At 71.5% G+C, this 20083-nt stretch carries 12 protein-coding genes; 9 read left to right on the top strand and 3 right to left on the bottom strand.

From position 1 onward, the window contains the following. The first annotated feature begins 71 nt into the window (after positions 1 to 71). Together guaB and OG972_RS16985 are read left to right on the top strand one after the other, a co-directional pair. Positions 72 to 1577 (top strand): IMP dehydrogenase, encoded by a 1506-nt coding sequence (gene guaB, locus OG972_RS16990; protein WP_266982483.1) that lies wholly within the window; start codon positions 72 to 74, stop codon positions 1575 to 1577. A gap of 105 nt (positions 1578 to 1682) precedes the next feature. Then, positions 1683 to 2807 (top strand): GuaB3 family IMP dehydrogenase-related protein, encoded by a 1125-nt coding sequence (locus OG972_RS16985; protein WP_030914322.1) that lies wholly within the window; start codon positions 1683 to 1685, stop codon positions 2805 to 2807. Between the two features lie 66 nt (positions 2808 to 2873). Here OG972_RS16985 and OG972_RS16980 read toward each other — a convergent pair whose 3' ends face one another. Together OG972_RS16980 and OG972_RS16975 are read right to left on the bottom strand one after the other, a co-directional pair. Further along, the gene (locus tag OG972_RS16980; protein ID WP_266982481.1) at positions 2874 to 3473 is read right to left on the bottom strand and encodes a hypothetical protein; all 600 of its coding nucleotides are present in this window, start codon (positions 3471 to 3473) and stop codon (positions 2874 to 2876) included. A gap of 106 nt (positions 3474 to 3579) precedes the next feature. Then, positions 3580 to 4842 (bottom strand): nucleotide sugar dehydrogenase, encoded by a 1263-nt coding sequence (locus tag OG972_RS16975; RefSeq protein ID WP_266982479.1) that lies wholly within the window; start codon positions 4840 to 4842, stop codon positions 3580 to 3582. A 249-nt stretch (positions 4843 to 5091) separates the two neighbouring features. Here OG972_RS16975 and OG972_RS16970 point away from each other — a divergent pair, with 249 nt between their 5' ends. Continuing rightward, positions 5092 to 6798, top strand: coding sequence for a glycerol-3-phosphate dehydrogenase/oxidase (locus tag OG972_RS16970; RefSeq protein WP_266982477.1), 1707 nt, complete (start codon positions 5092 to 5094; stop codon positions 6796 to 6798). A gap of 36 nt (positions 6799 to 6834) precedes the next feature. Here the strand turns inward: OG972_RS16970 and OG972_RS16965 are convergent, their stop codons facing one another. After that, positions 6835 to 7920 carry a serine hydrolase gene (locus OG972_RS16965; RefSeq protein WP_266982475.1) on the bottom strand — a complete coding sequence of 362 codons (1086 nt, stop codon included), beginning with the start codon at positions 7918 to 7920 and terminating at the stop codon, positions 6835 to 6837. Between the two features lie 119 nt (positions 7921 to 8039). Between OG972_RS16965 and OG972_RS16960 the strand changes: the two genes are divergently transcribed. From OG972_RS16960 to OG972_RS16935, 6 genes are all read left to right on the top strand, one after another. Continuing rightward, positions 8040 to 9998: a serine/threonine-protein kinase gene (locus OG972_RS16960; protein WP_266982473.1), complete on the top strand. Its 1959-nt coding sequence runs from the start codon at positions 8040 to 8042 to the stop codon at positions 9996 to 9998. 167 nt (positions 9999 to 10165) lie between these two features. Next, positions 10166 to 12820, top strand: a complete 2655-nt coding sequence (locus OG972_RS16955) for a protein kinase (RefSeq protein ID WP_266982471.1) — start codon at positions 10166 to 10168, stop codon at positions 12818 to 12820. Positions 12821 to 12945: 125 nt separating this feature from the next. Continuing rightward, the gene (locus tag OG972_RS16950; RefSeq protein WP_266982469.1) at positions 12946 to 14592 is read left to right on the top strand and encodes a serine/threonine-protein kinase; all 1647 of its coding nucleotides are present in this window, start codon (positions 12946 to 12948) and stop codon (positions 14590 to 14592) included. Positions 14593 to 14784: 192 nt separating this feature from the next. Beyond that, the gene (locus OG972_RS16945; RefSeq protein ID WP_266990538.1) at positions 14785 to 16329 is read left to right on the top strand and encodes a serine/threonine-protein kinase; all 1545 of its coding nucleotides are present in this window, start codon (positions 14785 to 14787) and stop codon (positions 16327 to 16329) included. 178 nt (positions 16330 to 16507) lie between these two features. After that, the gene (locus OG972_RS16940) at positions 16508 to 18124 is read left to right on the top strand and encodes a succinic semialdehyde dehydrogenase (protein WP_266982467.1); all 1617 of its coding nucleotides are present in this window, start codon (positions 16508 to 16510) and stop codon (positions 18122 to 18124) included. A gap of 48 nt (positions 18125 to 18172) precedes the next feature. Then, positions 18173 to 19999: a GMC oxidoreductase gene (locus OG972_RS16935; protein WP_266982465.1), complete on the top strand. Its 1827-nt coding sequence runs from the start codon at positions 18173 to 18175 to the stop codon at positions 19997 to 19999. Positions 20000 to 20083: the final 84 nt, after the last annotated feature.

Genomic DNA, 20083 nt, shown 5'->3' with positions numbered 1-20083 from the left:
TGGAATGAGACACCCCCGGAGGCCGTTAGCATGGACATCCGCACCGATCAAGGCCATTTGGGGAAGGTGTCATGACTGCAAACGTCGACGGAGTGCCCGAGAAATTCGCGACGCTCGGGCTGACATACGACGACGTGCTGCTGCTGCCCGGCGCGTCCGACATGGCGCCCGATCAGATCGATACCTCCTCGTACATCTCCAAGAACGTACGGGTGAACATCCCGCTGCTCTCCGCAGCGATGGACAAGGTCACCGAAGCCCGCATGGCGATCGCCATGGCCCGGCAGGGCGGCGCCGGTGTGCTGCACCGCAATCTCTCCATCGCCGACCAGGCCAACCAGGTCGACCTGGTGAAGCGCTCCGAGTCCGGGATGGTCACCGACCCGATCACGGTGCACCCGGACGCGACCCTGCGTGACGCCGACGAGCTGTGCGCCAAGTTCCGCATCAGCGGCGTGCCGGTCACCGACACCGCGGGCAAGCTGCTCGGCATCGTCACCAACCGTGACATGGCCTTCGAGTCCGACCGTTCGCGCCAGGTGCGCGAGGTCATGACGCCGATGCCGCTCGTCACCGGCAAGGTCGGCATCTCCGGCGTGGACGCCATGGAGCTGCTGCGCCGCCACAAGATCGAGAAGCTTCCGCTGGTCGACGACGCCGGGGTCCTCAAGGGCCTCATCACCGTCAAGGACTTCGTCAAGGCCGAGAAGTACCCGAACGCCGCGAAGGACAAGGAAGGCCGGCTGCTGGTCGGCGCCGCGGTCGGCGTCGCGGGCGACGCCTTCGAGCGGGCCCAGGCACTCGTCGAGGCGGGCGTCGACTTCATCGTCGTCGACACCGCGCACGGCCACTCCCGCCTCGTCTCCGACATGGTCGCCAAGATCAAGTCGAACGCGTCGGGCGTCGACGTCATCGGCGGCAACATCGCCACCCGTGACGGCGCCCAGGCGCTGATCGACGCGGGCGTCGACGGCATCAAGGTCGGCGTCGGCCCCGGTTCCATCTGCACCACCCGCGTCGTCGCCGGTATCGGCGTCCCGCAGGTCACGGCGATCTACGAGGCCTCGCTCGCCGCCAAGGCGGCCGGTGTCCCGGTCATCGGCGACGGCGGCCTGCAGTACTCCGGCGACATCGCCAAGGCTCTCGTGGCCGGTGCGGACACCGTGATGCTCGGCTCGCTGCTCGCGGGCTGCGAGGAGTCCCCGGGCGAGCTGCTCTTCATCAACGGCAAGCAGTTCAAGTCGTACCGCGGCATGGGTTCGCTCGCCGCGATGCAGACCCGTGGCGACCGCAAGTCGTTCTCCAAGGACCGTTACTTCCAGGAGGGCGTCGCCTCCGACGAGAAGCTCGTCCCCGAGGGCATCGAGGGCCAGGTCCCGTACCGCGGCCCGCTCTCCGCGGTCGTCCACCAGCTCACCGGCGGTCTGCGCCAGTCGATGTTCTACGTCGGCGGCCGCACCGTCCCGGAGCTCCAGGCCAACGGCCGGTTCGTACGGATCACCTCGGCGGGGCTCAAGGAGAGCCACCCGCACGACATCCAGATGACGGTCGAGGCGCCGAACTACAGCAGGAAGTAACGCAACAGCGCAGCTGAGGGGCGGTCCGGGGTTCCCGGGACCGCCCCTCAGCCGTGTGTCGGGGATACTGGACAACGCAGACGTAGAGGGAAAGGCCACACCATCGTGACTGAGATCGAGATCGGGCGCGGCAAGCGCGGCCGCAGGGCGTACGCATTCGACGACATCGCCGTCGTTCCGAGTCGTCGCACCCGCGACCCGAAGGAGGTCTCGATCGCCTGGCAGATCGACGCCTACCGGTTCGAGCTGCCGTTCCTGGCCGCACCCATGGACTCCGTGGTCTCCCCGCAGACCGCGATCAGGATCGGCGAGCTGGGCGGTCTCGGCGTCCTCAACCTCGAGGGCCTGTGGACCCGGCACGCCGACCCGCAGCCGCTCCTCGACGAGATCGCCGAGATGCCCGTGGAGTCGGCGACCCGCCGCCTCCAGGAGATCTACGCGGCCCCGATCCAGGAGGAGCTGATCGGGCAGCGCATCAAGGAGGTGCGCGACTCCGGTGTCGTCACCGCCGCCGCGCTCTCGCCGCAGCGCACCGCACAGTTCTCCAAGGCCGTCGTCGACGCGGGTGTGGACATCTTCGTCATCCGCGGTACGACGGTCTCCGCCGAGCACGTCTCGGGCGCGGCCGAGCCGCTCAACCTCAAGCAGTTCATCTACGAGCTGGACGTCCCGGTCATCGTCGGCGGCTGCGCCACGTACACCGCGGCCCTGCACCTGATGCGGACCGGCGCGGCCGGTGTCCTCGTCGGCTTCGGCGGCGGCGCCGCGCACACCACGCGCAACGTCTTCGGCATCCAGGTCCCGATGGCGACCGCGGTCGCCGATGTGGCCGGGGCCCGCCGCGACTACATGGACGAGTCCGGCGGCCGGTACGTGCACGTGATCGCGGACGGCGGCGTCGGCTGGTCCGGCGACCTGCCGAAGGCCATCGCCTGCGGTGCGGACGCCGTGATGATGGGCTCCCCGCTGGCCCGCGCGACGGACGCGCCCGGCCGCGGCCGGCACTGGGGCATGGAGGCCGTCCACGAGGACGTGCCGCGCGGCAAGCTGGTCGACCTGGGCTCCGTCGGCACGACGGAGGAGGTCCTCACCGGACCCTCGCACACCCCCGACGGTTCGATGAACATCTTCGGTGCGCTGCGCCGGGCGATGGCGACGACGGGATACAGCGACCTCAAGGAGTTCCAGCGCGTCGAGGTGACGGTGGCGGACTCGCAGCACCGCCGCTGATGGGTGACGGACATACGGAAGGGCCCGGACCGCTCAAGCGGTCCGGGCCCTTCCGCATGAACCGGATCAGCCTGCGGCCTTCTTGGCCCCGGAGAACGCGGCGAACGCGGCGATCGCGATGAAGACGAAGGTGAGCGGGTCGGCGTCGGCCTTCCACGCCTCGTTCAGGAGGCCGAAGTGGTCGAAGAACAGCTCGGAGACGGTGACCGGGAGCTCCTTCGCGGCGATCATCGCCTCGCCGAGCAGCTGGCCGAAGTAGACGGAGACCAGAGCGATCACGGCGCTGAGGACCGGCAGTACGGGGTTGCGGCCGCCGACCTTGCCGGCCGCAAGGCCGACGAGGAAGCCGACACCCACGGCCGCGTAACCGATCTCGTGCTTCGTGGCGCCGATGATCGCGCCGTAGACGGCCGCGGCCACGACGGCTGCGACGACGCCGGCGAGCAGGCCGAGTCCGACGTTGTTGCGCGCGGGCGCCGGGGCCGGTGCGAACGGTACGCCGCCGAACTGGCCGGGCTGGCCCGGCTGCTGACCGGCGAACGGATTGCCGGTCGCGACGCCGGGCTGACCGGGCTGGCCCGGCTGCTGGCCCGCGAACGGGTTGCCGCCGGGCTGGGCGTCGTACGGCTGCTGCGGCTGGTTCGGCGGCGGCACGGGCTGGCTCATGGTGGGATTCCCCCTGGGACGGATGCGCACGACTGTGCGAGAAGTGACGCCGCAGGCTAGCAGCCGCCTGTGACATCGCCCACCGAAATCCTTGGGGGAACTGCGCTCACAACCGGTGTGCGGCTCCGGCCGGGGTGGCGCCGCGGGTGTCCAGAAGGAGTTGGGCCTTCACGGCGAGGCCTTGGAGGTCGTACGTACGGTGGTGTTGCAGCAGCAGCGTCATGTCCGCGCTCGCCGCCGCCTCGTACAGCGAGTCCGCGCGCGGGACGGGCAGTTCGCGTACCCGCCAGTCCAGGACGTGCGGGTCGTGGTAGCCGATCTGCGCGCCCATGTCCATCAACCGCGTCGCGATCTCCCGGGCGGGGGACGCCTCCTGGTCGGCGAGGTCCGGCTTGTAGGTGACGCCGAGGAGCAGGACCCTGGCGCCACGGACGGACTTGCCGTGTTCGTTCAGCAGGGTGGCGCAGCGCTGGATCACGTAACTCGGCATCCGGTCGTTGATCTCCTGGGCGAGCGAGACCATCCGCAACGGGTGGCCGGGGGTGCGGCTGTTGTACGGGAGGTAGCCCGGGTCGACCGGGGCGCAGTGGCCTCCGACGCCGGGGCCCGGGCGGAACGGCTCGAAGCCGAACGGCTTGGTCTCGGCGCACCGGATGACGTCCCAGAGGTCGACACCGAGGTCGTGGCAGAGCACCGCCATCTCGTTCACCAGGGCGATGTTGACGTGCCGGAAGTTGGTCTCCAGAACCTTCGTCATCTCGGCCTCGCGCGGCCCGCGGGCGCGTACGACCTTGTCGGTCAGCCGGCCGTAGAACGCGGCAGCCGATTCGGTGCAGGCGGGGGTGAGGCCGCCGATGACCTTGGGGGTGTTGGCGTAGATGTGGGCGCGGTTGCCCGGGTCGAGACGGCTTGGGGAGCAGGCGAGGTGGAAGTCGCGTCCGGCGCGCAGTCCCGAGCCCTCTTCGAGGAGGGGGCGCACGAAGCTCTCGGTGGTGCCGGGGGGCACGGCCGATTCCAGCAGGACCGTGGTGTGCGGGCGGAGTCGGGCGGCGAGGGCGCGGGTGGCGTCGCCGACGGCGGTGAGGTCGATGGTGCGGTCGGCGCCGAGAGGGGTGGGCGCGCAGATCACGGCGGTACGGACCCGGCCCAGCTCGGCCGGGTCGGTGGTGGGCCGGAAGCCCCCCGAGAGCATCCGGCGGATCTCCGAGGCCGTGAGAGAGCCTTCGACGGGGGTGCGGCCGGCGGAGAGCTCGGCGAACGGGCGTGGGTCGGTGTCGTAGCCGACGGTGTGGATACCGGCGGCGACGGCGGCTTGGGCGAGGGGCAGGCCGAGGTGACCGAGTCCGATGACGGCGAGGTCTGCGGGCATAGAAGTGGCCGTCCTTCCCTAAGACCATGAGAGCAGAAAGCGCAACCGCTGAGGACGGCGCAATGTCAGACTAGGCGTAAATATGACCTGTATGTCGCATTATGTGGATCTCTTCGTCCGGGTGTTGTCCACAGGCGGTGGCTGAAGTCGCGGACCGCGGACAGAATCGAGAGGTGGGTACGGGAGCCCGACCCCCCGGTCGGACCGCAGCCCCGTGCCGGACCCACCCCGATCTACCGGGAGGCAGCAGTGAGGACAGCGACACTGGGACCTGCGGAGCGCGCCGAGGCGCTCGCCGCGATGGCCGAGCGCGAACTGGACGTGCTGGTCGTGGGGGCGGGCGTGGTCGGCGCCGGAACGGCGCTGGATGCGGCGACGCGAGGGCTCTCGACCGGACTGGTCGAGGCGCGCGACTGGGCGTCCGGCACGTCGAGCAGATCGAGCAAGCTGATCCATGGCGGGCTGCGCTACCTGGAGATGCTGGACTTCGCACTCGTGCGGGAGGCGCTGAAGGAGCGCGGGCTGCTGCTGGAGCGGCTGGCCCCGCATCTGGTGAAGCCGGTGCCGTTCCTCTATCCGTTGCAGCACAAGGGCTGGGAGCGGTTCTACGCCGGTTCGGGCGTCGCGTTGTACGACGCGATGTCGGTGTCGTCGGGGCACGGCCGCGGGCTGCCCGTGCACCGGCACCTCTCCCGCCGCCGGGCTCTGCAGGTCGCGCCCGCGCTGAGGAAGGACGCGCTGGTCGGGGCGTTGCAGTACTACGACGCCCAGATGGACGACGCCCGCTACGTGGCGGCGCTGGTGCGCACGGCCGCCGGATACGGCGCGCAGGTGGCGAACCGGGCCCGGGTGATCGGCTTTTTGCGCGAGGGCGAACGGGTGGTCGGCGCACGGGTGGAGGACGTCGAGGCCGGCGGGGAGTACGAGGTCAGGGCCAAGCAGGTGGTCAATGCGACCGGGGTGTGGACGGACGACACCCAGTCGCTGATCGGTGAGCGCGGACAGTTCCACGTCCGGGCGTCCAAGGGCATCCACCTGGTCGTTCCGAAGGACCGCATTCACTCCTCGACCGGGCTCATCCTGCGGACCGAGAAGTCCGTGCTGTTCGTGATCCCGTGGGGCCGCCACTGGATCATCGGGACGACGGACACCGACTGGGACCTGGACAAGGCGCACCCGGCCGCGTCCAGCGCCGATATCGACTACCTCATCGAACACGTCAACTCGGTCCTGGCCACCCCGCTGACCAGGGATGACGTCGAGGGCGTCTATGCCGGGCTGCGGCCGCTGCTGGCCGGTGAGTCGGACGCGACCAGCAAGCTCTCGCGCGAGCACACGGTGGCGCACCCGGCCCCGGGGCTCGTCGTCGTCGCGGGCGGCAAGTACACGACGTACCGGGTGATGGCGAAGGACGCCGTGGACGAGGCGGTGCACGGCCTCGACCAGCGGGTGGCCGACTGTGTCACGGAGGACATCCCGCTGCTGGGTGCGGAGGGCTACCGGGCGCTGTGGAACGCACGGGCGAGGATCGCGGCCCGCACCGGGCTGCATGTCGCCCGGGTGGAGCATCTGCTGAACCGGTTCGGGTCCATGACCGAGGAGATCCTGGAGCTGATCGCCGCCGATCCTTCGCTGGGCGAGCCGCTGCCGGCGGCGGACGACTATCTGAAGGCCGAGATCGTCTACGCCGCCTCGCACGAGGGGGCCCGTCACCTGGACGACGTCCTGACGAGGCGGACCCGGATCTCCATCGAGACCTTCGACCGGGGCACCCGCTCCGCGCGGATATGCGCGGAGCTGATGGCTCCGGTGCTGGGCTGGGACAAGGGGCAGATCGAGCGGGAGGTCGAGCACTACGAGAAGCGGGTGCAGGCGGAGCGGGAGTCGCAGCGTCAGCCGGACGACCTGACGGCGGACGCGGCACGGCTCGGGGCGCCGGACATCGTGCCGATCTGACGGTCCGGTCGTCGGTCCGAGCCGATCGGCGGCCCTTCAGGAGAAACGGTGACGATTCTGCCCAGCGGGGCAGAACTCGGCTTCGAGGAGAGCCGGTTCGAGGGTCGCTTCGGTCAGGGTGTCCGTGTTGATGCGGAACGTCAGGGTGTGTCGGCCGTCCCGGGTGGCTGCGGTGCGGACGTAGCTGCCCGCGATGTGGCCGTTGTGACCCCAGACGGTCGTCCCGCACGAGAGTTTCTGCGGATAGATGCCCATGCCGTAGGTCCCGTGTGTCCTCACGGTGTTCAGCAGGGTGCTCAGCTGGGCGGGCGGCAGCAGGCGGCCGCCCAGCAGGGCTGCGTAGAAGCGGTTCAGATCGGCGAGCGTGGAGATCAGCTCTCCGGCGGCGCCCGCGGTGCGCGGATCGAGGACGGTGACATCGCGGAGGGTGCCGTCGGCCGGGTCGCGGGAGTAGCCGCGCCCGTGCGGGGCGGGCAGGCCGGTGCGGGCGCCGGGGAGCGACGTGCCGGTGAGACGGAGGGGTTTGATGATGCGGCGTCTGATCTCGGCGGCGTAGCTGTGTCCGGTGACGCGTTGAACGACCAGGCCGAGCAGGACGTAGTTGGTGTTGGAGTAGGAGTAACTGCCGGTGGTGTTCGTGGGACGGTGGGCCACGGCCGTCCGGATCGCGGCGATGGCGGAGACGGGGTGCGTGCCCGGGGCCGCGGTGTAGTCGTAGAGGCCGCTGGTGTGGGTGAGCAGGGCGCGCAGGGTGATGCGGCGGCCGTCGTTGCGGTGGCCGCGTACCAGCCCGGGAAGACGGCTGTCGACGGTGTCGGACAGCTGCAGCCTGTGCTCCCGGGCGAGTTGGAGGACGACCGTCGCGACGAACGTCTTGGTGATGCTGCCTGCCCGGAACCGGTCCGCCAAGCGGATGCCGGGACCCGTGGAACGGTAGGTGGCGCGGCGGACGGAGGCGTCCCGGCTGAGAAGTGCCGCGGCCGGGGCGCCACCCTCGGCGACGAGCCGGGGGAGGTACGCGGCTGCGGGCGTGAGGTGTGGTTCGCTGGGCAGGCTCGCTGTTCCGAGGCCGAACAGTGTGAGCACCACCAGGGTGGCGCGCAGCGCCCTGAGTGTCGGCATGGCAGGGAGTCCCTTCCTCCGGCCACATCATGACGGACTCCGGACCCGGCACCATGACCGGTCCCGGGGTGAGGGACAATGAACGCTCTGCCAGGGCGGGTTGATCGCAGAGGGGACGCATGTCGGAGGCGGAGCAGGCACGGGAGCCCCAACGGGACACGGATGGACGTCTCCTTGCGGGTAGGTACCGGCTCGGGGAGGTGCTCGGCCGGGGCGGTATGGGCACGGTCTGGCGTGCCGTCGACGAGACGCTGGGCCGCACGGTCGCGGTCAAGGAGCTGCGGTTCCCGTCGGCCATCGACGAGGACGAGAAGCGTCGGCTCATCACGCGCACACTGCGCGAGGCGAAGGCGATCGCCAGGATCCGCAACAACGGTGCGGTGACGGTCTACGACGTGGTCGACGAGGACGACCGGCCGTGGATCGTGATGGAACTCATCGAGGGCAAGTCGCTCGCCGAGGCGGTGCGCGAGGACGGTGTGCTGACGCCGAAGCGCGCGGCCGAGGTCGGTCTTGCCATCCTCGACGTGCTGCGTTCGGCGCACCGCGAGGGCATTCTGCACCGCGATGTGAAGCCGTCCAACGTGCTGATCGCCGAGGACGGCCGGGTCGTGCTGACCGACTTCGGTATCGCCCAGGTCGAGGGCGACCCGTCCGTCACGTCGACGGGCATGCTCGTCGGCGCACCGTCGTACATCTCGCCGGAGCGCGCCCGCGGGCACAAGCCGGGACCGCCCGCGGACCTGTGGTCGCTCGGCGGACTGCTGTACGCGAGCGTCGAGGGCTCCCCGCCGTACGACAAGGGTTCGGCGATCGCCACCCTGACCGCGGTGATGACCGAGCCGCTCGACCCGCCGAAGAACGCGGGCCCGCTGGAGGAGGTCATCTACGGCCTGCTCGCCAGGGACCCGGAGCAGCGGCTCGACGACGCGGGTGCGCGGGCCCTGCTCAACGACGTGATCCACGCCGCCGACAAGCCGGCCCCCGTGGTGCCGCCGCCGGCCGACTCCACCCAGGTCATGGCGCTGCCCGGAAGTGTCGTCGCTCCCCGCGCCAAGGGGGCGTCGAAGCCCGGTGAGGCGGCGGAGGGCGCCCGGGACCGGCTGCGCGGTGCGCTGCGTTCCGTGCGGAACGCGAAGGCGGCGCCCGGAGCGGGCGCGGCTGTCGCCGCTCCTGTCTCCGCCGAGCCCTCTGCCGTTTCCACGACTCCGGCCGGGCCCAAGGTTCCGGCGGCCTCCGCCTCCGGGGGTGTACCGCCGCAGCGTCCGGGCGGCCCGTCGAACAGGCCGGTCCGTGCGCCCCTCACGGACGTGGTGCCCCGTCGCACCCTGGCGATCATCGCTGCTGTCGTCGCGCTCGTCGTGCTCGGCACCGTCCTGGTGCTCTCGCTCGGCGGGGGCGACACGGACAACCGGAGCAGCGGTTCCGGCAAGGGGGACACGGCGGCCTCGGCGGGGGCTTCCGCGAGCGCCGGCTCCGGCAAGGACCAGGGCCAGGACCAGGGGCAGAACGCCGATCAGGGCGAGGACAAGGACAAGGGCAAGAGCAAGGACGACGAGTCGGGCAAGGGGTCGGACGACTCCGAGCCCAAGGGATCGGACCCGGGCAAGGCGGGCGCGCTGCCCGACGGCTACAAGACGGTCACCGACAAGCGGTTCCACTTCATGATGGCGATGCCCAAGAACTTCACGCCCTACAAGATCGCGGGCGCCAACTCCGGCCGGATCTACGCTGTGAACGGCGGCTACCCGCGCGTCCAGGTCGACTACAACAGCTCTCCCAAGGACGACGCCGCCGCGGCCTGGAACGCGGCCAAGGGCTATATCGGGGCCACCAGCAGCGGTTACCGGCACCTCGGGATCAAGACGGTCGAGTTCAACGGCTATCCGACCGTCGCCGACTGGCAGTTCGAGCGCAATGAGAACGGACAGCGGAGCCGCGTGCTCAATCGGGGCTTCAAGGTCGATGCCACGCACGGCTACTCGATCATGATCAGCTGCAAGGCGAGCGAGTGGAACGGCGAGGCGTGCCGGACCGTGCGTGAGACGGCGTTCGCCACGTTCCGGCCCAAGGACTGAGCGGCGGGTTGCCTCGACCCTGCCGCGCGGCCCGCACTTGCCACGTATCGTGAGAGGCCGAGGACCGTACGCAGCCATAACCGTAGGCGAATTGCACAGTATGTGACCGCAATTGACGGTTGCTGCGGTCTCCGTGACCGGGGGACAGCGCGCTCTGGGGAGGCGTCGTGGACGACTATGCGGGTCGGGTGCTTGCCGACCGCTACCGCCTGCCGCTGCCGCCCTCCGACGAGTACGAACTGGTCGAGACCCGGGCGTTCGACACGTACAGCGGGCAGGAAGTCCTGGTGCGGCAGGTGCCGTTGCCGGAGGTCGTGGACGCCGAGGTGCTCGACGGGGACGGGCCGCCGCCGGCGGTGCGTCGGGCCGGCGGGCGTACGGTGCGGCGGTCCACGGACCCCGCGGTCCGGCGCGCGATCGAGGCCGCGCAGGCCGCGGCCCAGGTGCCCGACCACCCGAGGCTCGATCAGGTCTTCGACGTGTTCGCCGAGGACGGATCGCTCTGGATCGTGAGCGAACTGGTCGCGGCCCGTCCGCTGGCCGCGCTGCTCGCCGAGCGGCCGCTGAATCCGTACCGGGCCGCCGAGATCGGCTCCGATGTGCTGACGGCCCTGCGTGTGCTGCATGCACACGGCTGGACCCACCGGAACATCACCGTCCGTACGGTGCTGATCTGCGACGACGGACGCGTCATGCTGACCGGTCTGGCGGCCGGGGCGGCGGAGGAGGCGTTGTGCGGGTATGTGCCGACGCCGCAGCCCGAGGACGAGAACGGGTACGGGCGGCCCGCGCTCGAGTCGGGCCCGACCGGTCCGTACGTACCGCCCGCGGAGCCCGCCGAACGAGCCGGGCCGCCCGGCCCCGTCGAGCTGCCGTCCTCGCGCGGCCCGGCCGGTGAGCTGGAGGCCGTACGGTCGCTGCTGCACCCCGACGCGGCCGCCCACGGCGCGGACGGGTCCGCGCAGCTGCGGGCCGCGCGCGCCGGAGCCATCGCCGCCTACCGCGCGGGCGCCCGCGCCGCCGCACGCGTCAGCGAGGACCAGCGACATGCCCGGACGGGCGAGCCGGAGGAAGCGGACCGGACCGGCCGCCTCCCCGTTCAGCGCCCCGGACCGCCCGACACCGGCCTCCCGCCGCTCACGGGCGGGTGGGGCCCCGCTGCGACGGACCCGTACGACGACGAGGACGACGAGGAGTACGACTCCCCGTACGGCAGCGATGGCCGTGACGGCGGCGAGGGGGGCCACCGTGGCGAGGGGCCGCCCGACCGGCGGATGCACCTGATCGGCTCATGGGGCGACGGCGCCGACTCCGGCCGCCCTGTCCCCGCGGGCGGCTCCAACGAGGACGCCCTGCGCGCCGACGCCCGTCGCGACGGCAACCCCGCACCTCAGCAGCAGGAGCACCAAAAGGAGCCCGCCTCCGGCCGCTGGGACGACATCGTCGCCGGTGGCCAGGGAGCCCCCGCCTATCGCGGCCCCGCCACCACCCTCGCCGCCGAGCGCGCCCGGCAGGCACGGATCGCCGTCGTCGGCGCCGTCACCGAGCGCTGGGCACCCGAGCAGGCCGGACCGGTGCACGAGAACTGGCAGCTGGCACCGCCCATCGGCCCCGCCACCGACCTCTGGGCGCTCGGCGCCCTGCTCTACCGCGCCGTTCAGGGCCACGCCCCGTACCCCGAGGAGAGCGCGGCCGAGCTCGTCCAGATGGTCTGCGGCGAGCCGCCCGCCTTCGCCGAGGAGTGCGGTCCGCTGCGCCCGGTCGTGGAGTCGCTGCTGCGCCAGGACCCCACCGAACGCCCGGACTTCGAGGAGCTGCGCGGCTGGCTGCGCTCCCTCGTCCGGTCGGCGCCCGAGCCCGAGGCCGGTCTCGACGTCGTGCCGCTGCCGTCCGTCGACGGCACCCGGCTGCCCGTCGTGCGCCGCCGGGGCGAGCTGGTCCGCAAGCGCCGCGGCCGCATGGGCAGCGCCTCCGCGCACGGCCGCCACCGCCAGACGAGGGAGCGACCCGAGCGGTACGAGAAGCCACGGCCGCCCCGCGAGCCCAAGGGCCCCAAGGCGCTGCGCACTCCGCCCCGCCCCCGGCAGGGCGAGGGGCGTGCGCCGCGGCGGCTCGGACGGCTGCTGCTCGTGTTGATCCTGCTGGGCCTGGCCGCCGCCATCGCGTACGCCGTGATGTTCATGCCCAAGGCGGACAGCGGTGCCGGGCAGGGCGCCCCCTCCGGCTCCAAGGGTTCGGCCCCGGCGGCGGCGGACACCGGCTCCCCCGACTCCTCCGACGGGAAGCCCCCGGCACAGTCCGAGCCGCCGTCACCGTCCGGGTCGCCCGGTGCGGAGCAGCCGCAGACCAGCGGCTCGGCCGTCGCGCTCGCACCCGGTTACACCCTGCGCAAGGACGCCGAGGGCTTCGAGGTCGGCGTGCTCAAGGGCTGGCAGCGCAGCGCCGGTGGCGCCGACCGTCAGGTCAGGTACGGCAGCGACGGGTTCAGCCTGCTGGTCGTGCCGGGCCGCGACACCGTGAAGGCGAACGGCAGTGACCCCCTCGTCTACCAGAGCGAGAAGGAAAGGGAGTTGCAGCCCTTCCGGGACTCCAGCTGGTCATCGGCGACCGGGCTGCGCCGTATCGACGTCGGCCGACAGGCCATGGCGGAAGGCCAGTTCACCTGGCAGGACGAGACCGGGCGCGAGGTGTACGTCCGTAACCTCGCGATGATCGTCGACGGCCGCTACCACGTCATCCAGGTGATCGGCCCGGAGAACCAGCGGGACAAGGTGACCGCCGTCTATGAACAGGCCATCGCCTCCTACCGCGTGAACTCCTGAGTCACCGCCAGGAGAAGCGTGCCCGCGCGACAAGCATCACAGTGCGGTTTCGTGGGCGGTGCGAGGTTCCGTGGCCGTACTCCCCCTCCGTAACCTGGCATCCGAAGGAAACGGGGCGGGGAATCGTGGAACAATCACAAGGTACGGACGCGGGGCTGGTACTGGCCGGAAGATATCGGCTCGGTGAAGTCCTGGGGCGCGGCGGCATGGGCAAGGTGTGGCGCGCCCATGACGAAGTGCTGCATCGCACGGTCGCCGTCAAGGAGTTGACCGCCGGGCTGTACGTCGCCGAGGCCGACCGGGTCGTGCTCCATGCCCGGACCCAGAAGGAGGCCCGTGCCGCGGCCCGCATCACCCATCCCGGTGTGGTCACCGTCCATGACGTGGTCGAGTACGACAACAGGCCCTGGATCGTCATGCAGTACGTCGACGGGCCGTCACTCGCCGACGCCGCCAAGGAAAGTGGCGAGATCGCGCCGCGCGAGGCGGCCAGGATCGGCCTCCATGTCCTGAGCGCACTGCGCGCCGCGCACAGCGCCGGTGTGCTGCACCGGGACGTGAAGCCCGGCAACGTACTCCTCGCCCGTGACGGGCAGGTGCTGCTCACCGACTTCGGCATCGCCGCCATCGAGGGCGACTCGACCATCACCAGGACCGGTGAACTCGTCGGGTCCATCGACTATCTGGCGCCCGAGCGGGTACGCGGCGGCGATCCCGGTCCCGCCTCCGACCTCTGGTCGCTCGGCGCCACGCTCTACTCCGCGGTCGAGGGACGCTCGCCGTTCCGCCGTACGTCCCCGATCTCCACCATGCAGGCCGTCGTCACCGAGGAACCGCCGCCGCCCGCCCGGGCCGGCGCGCTCGGCCCGGTGATCGTCGCGCTGCTCCGCAAGGACCCGACGGACCGGCCCTCGGCGGCCGAGACGGAACGGATGCTGCTGGACGCGATGGAGGGGCGGCAGCCCCGGGCGGCGCAGGCGTACGTACCGACGCAGCGAGTGCCCGAGGAAGCCCTGCGGGCGACGGACCCGGGGGGCACGGGGCGCACGGCCGGTACCGGGACGGAGGCACTCGGCCCCCTACCGCAGTTCACGGCCGCCCCGGTGACCCGCCGCAGCCGCGGCCGGTGGCGTACGACGGTCGTGGTCATCGCGCTCGCCGCGCTGGTCGGCGGCGGCGCCGGGCTGGCCGCGATGAAGTTCGGCGAGAGCTCCGGGACGGGCGGCACGGAGGGCGGGACGGTCCGTGCGACCAACACTCCGCCGCGCACCGCGTCCCAGGATCCGGGGCCCGGCCCCTCCGCCGAGGCAGCGCCCGACGGCTGGCACCCGGTGACCGACCCCGAAGGGTTCGGTCTGGTCGTCCCCGACGGCTGGGAACGCCGGGTGGACGGCCAGAACGTCGACTACACCCCGGACGACGGCGAGCACTACATCCGGATCAGCTCCGACCCGGAGCCCGACTTCGACAACCCGTACATGCACATGGTGGACCTGGAGAAGACGCTCACCGAGCGGCTGCCCGCCTATGAGCGCAAGACCCTCCACTCCAACCTCTACCGCGATCGTCCCGGCTCCCTCTGGGAGTTCACCTGGACCGAGTCCAAGGATCACCCCGGCCCGCGCCACGCGATCGACCAGATGTACTTCGCGGAGGACGGCGGCCCGGAGTACGCGTTGTACATGTCGGGTCCGGCAGAGGACTGGGACACGACGCGGGACCAGTTCGACACGATGCTGCGGGGCTGGCGCGCCCCGGGTGACGCCGGCTGACGGTGCCTGCGCGTGCGGCAGGATGAGCGCACGGAAACCAGGGGGAGCAGGGGAGTTGCGGTGGCCGAGAACCAACCCGCGGAAGACCGGCCGGGGGATTGTGCGGAGGCTCGGGCACACGAGGATCCGTCGGCCGGGGGCCGCCGGGTCGCGGGACGCTACCGGTTGCGGGAACGGCTCGGGCAGGGCGGCATGGGCACCGTGTGGCGGGCGGACGACGGCCTCCTCGGGCGATCCGTGGCCGTCAAGGAACTGCATCTCGGCGAGAGCGCAACCGCCTCGGCGCTGCGCGAGGCCCGGGCGGGCGCCCGGATCAGACATCCGCATGTGATCGTCGTCCACGACGTCGTCGAGGACGAGGGGCGGCCGTACATCGTCATGGAGCTGGTCGACGGCATCTCGCTCGCCGAGCAGCTCGCGGACCGGGGGCCCGTCGACGCCGCGGAAGCGGCCAGGATCGGGATGGCGCTGCTGGGCGCACTGCGCGCCGCCCACGCGCTCGGCGTGCTGCACCGGGACCTCAAGCCGGCCAACGTCCTGATCGAGAACGGGACCGGCCGGGTCGTCCTCACCGATTTCGGGATCGCCCGGCTCTCCGGCGCGACGACGATCACGGGGACCGGTGCCTTCGTCGGCTCGCCCGAATACACGGCGCCGGAGCGGATGGCGGGCGAACCGGCCGGACCCGCGTCCGATCTCTGGTCGCTGGATGCCCTGCTCTGCACGGTGCTCAGCGGCCGGTCGCTGTTCCACCGAGATTCGCTGGGCGGTGTGCTGCATGCGGTGGTGGCCGACGAGATCCGGCCACCGGAGGCCGTAGCGCCGCTGCTGCCGGTGGTACGGGGGCTGCTGAACCGGGATCCGGAGCTGCGGCTGGGGGCGGCGCAGGCGGAGGAGCTGCTGCGTGCGTATGCCGGGAGCGGAGGCGTTCCACAGGACGCACGGCCCGTCGGGGCTCCGCCGCCGGTTTCCCCGATCGGCCGGCCGGCGCCCGCACCCACGCCCCGGCCCACACCTGCGCATCCGACCCGGCCACGCAGCCCGCGCCGGGCGCGCGTCGGGCTGACCGTCGCCGCCGTGGTCGTGGCGCTCGCGTCCTCGCTGGTGGCCGCTCAGCTGCTGTCCGGCGGCGACGGCACCGACCGGAGCCGTACGGACGCAGCCCCACGCCGCACCGCGTCCACCACACCCGCCCCTCGGCCACCAGGGGCATCCGGGACGGCCGCTGCGCCCGCGCCCGGCGCAGCCGCCTCGCCGAACAGCCCCGGCACCCGCACCGGCCCGTCCGCCCCGCTCCCCGAGGGCTACCACCGCGTCCACGACCCGGCAGGCTTCTCGCTGGCCGTGCCGAACGGTTTCACCCGCTCCACGGACGACAAGCGGGTCTTCTACATGTCGGCGGACCAGGCGTTCCGGGTGGGCATCCGGGCCCAGACCCCGGTGTCCAGCGGACCGCTGGGCGCGATGCGGATCGCTGACGCCGGCGGCCCCGACACCAACCCCGGCTACCGCGACGGCAAGGTCACCCCGGTCAACCACCAGGGGCATCCCGGCGCCATCTGGGAGTTCACCTGGAACGGCTTCTCGAAGGCGGAGGGTGCCCGGCACACGTACGACCTGTGCTGGGAGGAGGACGGTCTGATGTACGACGTCTGGGTGTCGGCGCCGGTCGGCCGGCTCGACGCGGCGCAGGAGCAGTTCGACGCGGCACTGGACGCCTTCACCGCGGCCCGCTGAGGACTGCGTTCCGCTGCCGCGCGGTTGTTTGGCGAACGGCCGGCCGGCCCGTCCGGCTCGGTAGATAGCCCCTGATCAGCAAATATGCAGCCAGTGATCGCTGGCTCGATTTGTGGGGACTGTGAAAAGCTGTTACCGGCGGGTACCCAAAGTGTGCGGCTGGACATACTCTCGCCCCATGACGGACTCGCAGGCCTCTGTGGCCCACCTTGGTTCGAACCCTGTGGCCGCCGCTCCCGCGGGCGCGCGCACAGCCGCCGATGTGGTGACGCCCGAGGTGGTCGCCCAGTTGACCCGTGGCGTCGTCGGCTCCGGCCGTACCGCGAACCACACCCCCTTCACCGGGGAGAAGCTCGCCGACCTGCCGGAGTCCACCCCCGAGGACGTCGCCGAAGCCTTCGCGCGGGCCCGCGCCGCCCAGCCCGCCTGGGCCGCCACCCCCGTCCGGGCCAGGGCCGCCGTCCTGCTCCGCTTCCACGACCTCGTACTCCAGCGCCAGGCCGAGGTCCTCGACCTCATCCAGCTGGAGACCGGCAAGGCCCGCCTGCACGCCCACGAGGAGATACAGGCGGTCGCCGTCGCCGCCCGGCACTACGGGCGCAAGGCGTCCTCGTATCTGAAGCCGAAGCGGCACACCGGCGTCGTACCGACGCTGACCAAGGTCACCGAACTGCGCCAGCCGCGCGGCGTCGTCGGCCAGATCGCGCCGTGGAACTACCCGTTCGAGCTGTCCGTCGGCGACGCGCTGCCCGCGTTCGTCTCCGGCAACGCCCTCGTGATGAAGCCCGACACGGAGACCGCGCTCACCGCGCTCTGGGCCCGTGACCTGCTGATCGAGGCCGGGCTGCCCGCCGAGGTGTTCCAGGTCGTCCTCGGTGACGGACCGGTCGTCGGTCCCGAGGTCGTCAAGCACGCCGACTACGTCTCGTTCACCGGCTCCACCCGTACCGGCCGCGAGGTCGCCCAGGGAGCCGCCGCCCGCCTGGTCGGCGTCTCGCTGGAGCTCGGCGGCAAGAACGCCATGCTGGTCCTGAAGGACGCCGACGTGGAGAAGGCCGCCGCGGGCGCCGTCCGCGCCTGCTTCTCCTCCGCCGGACAGCTCTGCATCTCCATCGAGCGGCTGTACGTGCACGAGTCGGTCGCCGACGATTTCGTGGCGCGGTTCGCGGCCCGTACCAAGGCCATGCGGCTCGGCAGCTCCCTCGCGTACGGCGCCGACATGGGCTCGCTCGTCGGTGAACGCCAGCTGGAGACCGTCACGCAGCATGTCGCGGAGGCCGTCGAGAAGGGCGCCACACTCGTCGCGGGCGGCGTCGCCCGCCCCGACATCGGCCCGCTGTTCTACGAGCCGACCATCCTCGACGGCGTCGAGGCACCGATGGCCGTCTGCTCCCAGGAGACCTTCGGCCCGGTCGTCTCCCTCTACCGCTTCTCCGACGAGGACGAGGTCATCGCCCTCGCCAACGCCACCCCGTACGGCCTGAACTCCAGCGTCTGGACCAAGGACTCCAGGCGCGGCCACCAGGTCGCCGCCCGGCTGCGGACCGGCACGGTCAACATCAACGAGGGGTACGCCCCCGCGTACGGCAGCGTGCAGTCCCCGATGGGCGGCATGAAGGACTCCGGTCTCGGCCGGCGGCACGGCTCCGAGGGCATCCTCAAGTACACCGAGGCCCAGACCGTCGCCCAGCAGAGGCTGATCCCGCTCGCCCCGTCCTTCGGGATGGACGACGAGAAGTACGCGGCGTTCATGAGCCGCAGCCTGAAGGCGATGAAGGCGTTCCGCCTGCGCTGACCCCGTAACACCGCAGCACGTTCTGTCCTTTTCGCACCGAGGAGAGCCATGTCCCAGGACAGCCCTGCCCAGAATCAGGCCGGACCGGCCGATGAGAGCGACGACGCGGCGTACGACTACGACGTCCTCGTCGTCGGCTCGGGCTTCGGCGGCGCGGTGTCCGCCCTGCGGCTGAGCGAGAAGGGGTACCGGGTCGGGGTCCTGGAGGCGGGCCGCCGCTTCACCCCCGGCACCCTCCCCAAGAACTCCTGGGACATCAAGAACTACCTGTGGGCCCCCGCCCTCGGGCTCTTCGGCATCCAGCGCGTGCATCTGCTCGGCAAGGTGATGGTGCTCGCCGGGGCGGGCGTCGGCGGTGGCTCCCTCAACTACGCCAACACGCTGTACGTCCCGCCGGCCCCGTTCTTCGAGGACCGACAGTGGGCTTCCATCACCGACTGGCAGGACGAGCTGGCGCCGTACTACGACCAGGCCACGCGGATGCTCGGGGTGCGGCTCAACCCCACGATGACCCCGTCCGACGTCCATCTGAAGGCGGCCGCGCAGGCCATGGGCGTCGGCGACACCTTTCATCTCGCCCCGGTCGGTGTCTTCTTCGGCGACGGCAAGGACGCCGACGGCGCGGCGAAGGCGAAGCCCGGCGGAACGGTCGCCGACCCGTACTTCGGCGGCGCGGGCCCCGCCCGCAAGGCCTGCACCGAGTGCGGCGAATGCATGACAGGCTGCCGCCACGGCGCGAAGAACACCCTCAACGAGAACTACCTCCACCTCGCCGAGAAGGCCGGAGCCGTCATCCACCCGATGACCTCCGTCGTCGCGATCACGGACGACCCGGAGGGCGGGTACCACGTCACGACCGTCCCGACGGACCGCCGGAAGAAGGGCAGGCCGACACTGCTGCGCGCCCGCAAGGTGGTCGTCGCGGCGGGCACGTACGGCACCCAGACCCTGCTCCACACCATGAAGGACAAGGGGCTGCTGCCCCGGCTCTCCGCCAGGCTCGGCGAGCTGACCCGCACCAACTCCGAGGCGCTCGTCGGCTCCCAGACCAGCGACCGCCGCTACCGCAGGAAGCACGGCACCGCGAAGGCCGACTTCACCCAGGGCGTCGCCATCACGTCCTCGATCCACCCCGACGAGAACACCCACATCGAGCCGGTCCGCTACGGCAAGGGTTCCAACGCCATGGGCTCCCTGTCGATCCTCCAGGTCCCGTACGGCAGCCGCCGGGTGCTGGGCTGGCTCGGGAACATGGCCAAGCATCCGACCCTCGCCGTCCGGTCGCTCTCCAACCGTCGCTGGTCGGAGCGGACCATCATCGGTCTCGTCATGCAGTCGCTGGACAACTCCCTGACGACATACCGCAAGCCCAGCGGTATCGGAAAGGGCCTGCTCACCGCCCGGCAGGGGCACGGGGCGCCCAACCCCACCCAGATCGAGGAGGCGACGCGCAGCGCCTCGTTGCTCGCCGACGAGATCAACGGCTTCGCCGGGTCGAACGTCGGCGAACTGATGGGCACCCCACTCACCGCGCACTTCCTCGGTGGCTGCCCGATCGGTGCGAGCGCGGAGGACGGGGTCATCGACCCGTACCACCGGCTGTACGGGCACCCGGGCATCTCGGTCGTGGACGGCTCGGCGGTCTCCGCGAACCTCGGCGTCAACCCGTCGCTGACCATCACCGCTCAGGCGGAGCGGGCCATGTCGTTCTGGCCCAACAAGGGCGAGGCGGACCCGCGCCCGGCGCAGGGCGAGGCGTACGAGCGGTTGGCCGCGGTCGAGCCGAAGGCACCGGCGGTGCCGAAGGAGGCGTTCGGCGCGCTGAAGCTGCCGTTCCTGGGTCTGCCGACGGTCCCGCCGAAGAAGAAGCGGTAGGGCCTCTCTGTCGGACCGGGCCGGATCAGGACAGCGGAAAGGGGCTGCACCCCCCTCCGAGTGCAGCCCCTCACGCCTACCGGT

Source organism: Streptomyces sp. NBC_01669 (genome assembly GCF_026339735.1).
In the GTDB taxonomy this organism is placed as follows: domain Bacteria; phylum Actinomycetota; class Actinomycetes; order Streptomycetales; family Streptomycetaceae; genus Streptomyces; species Streptomyces yanii.
This window is presented reverse-complemented; position numbering and strand designations above follow the sequence as displayed.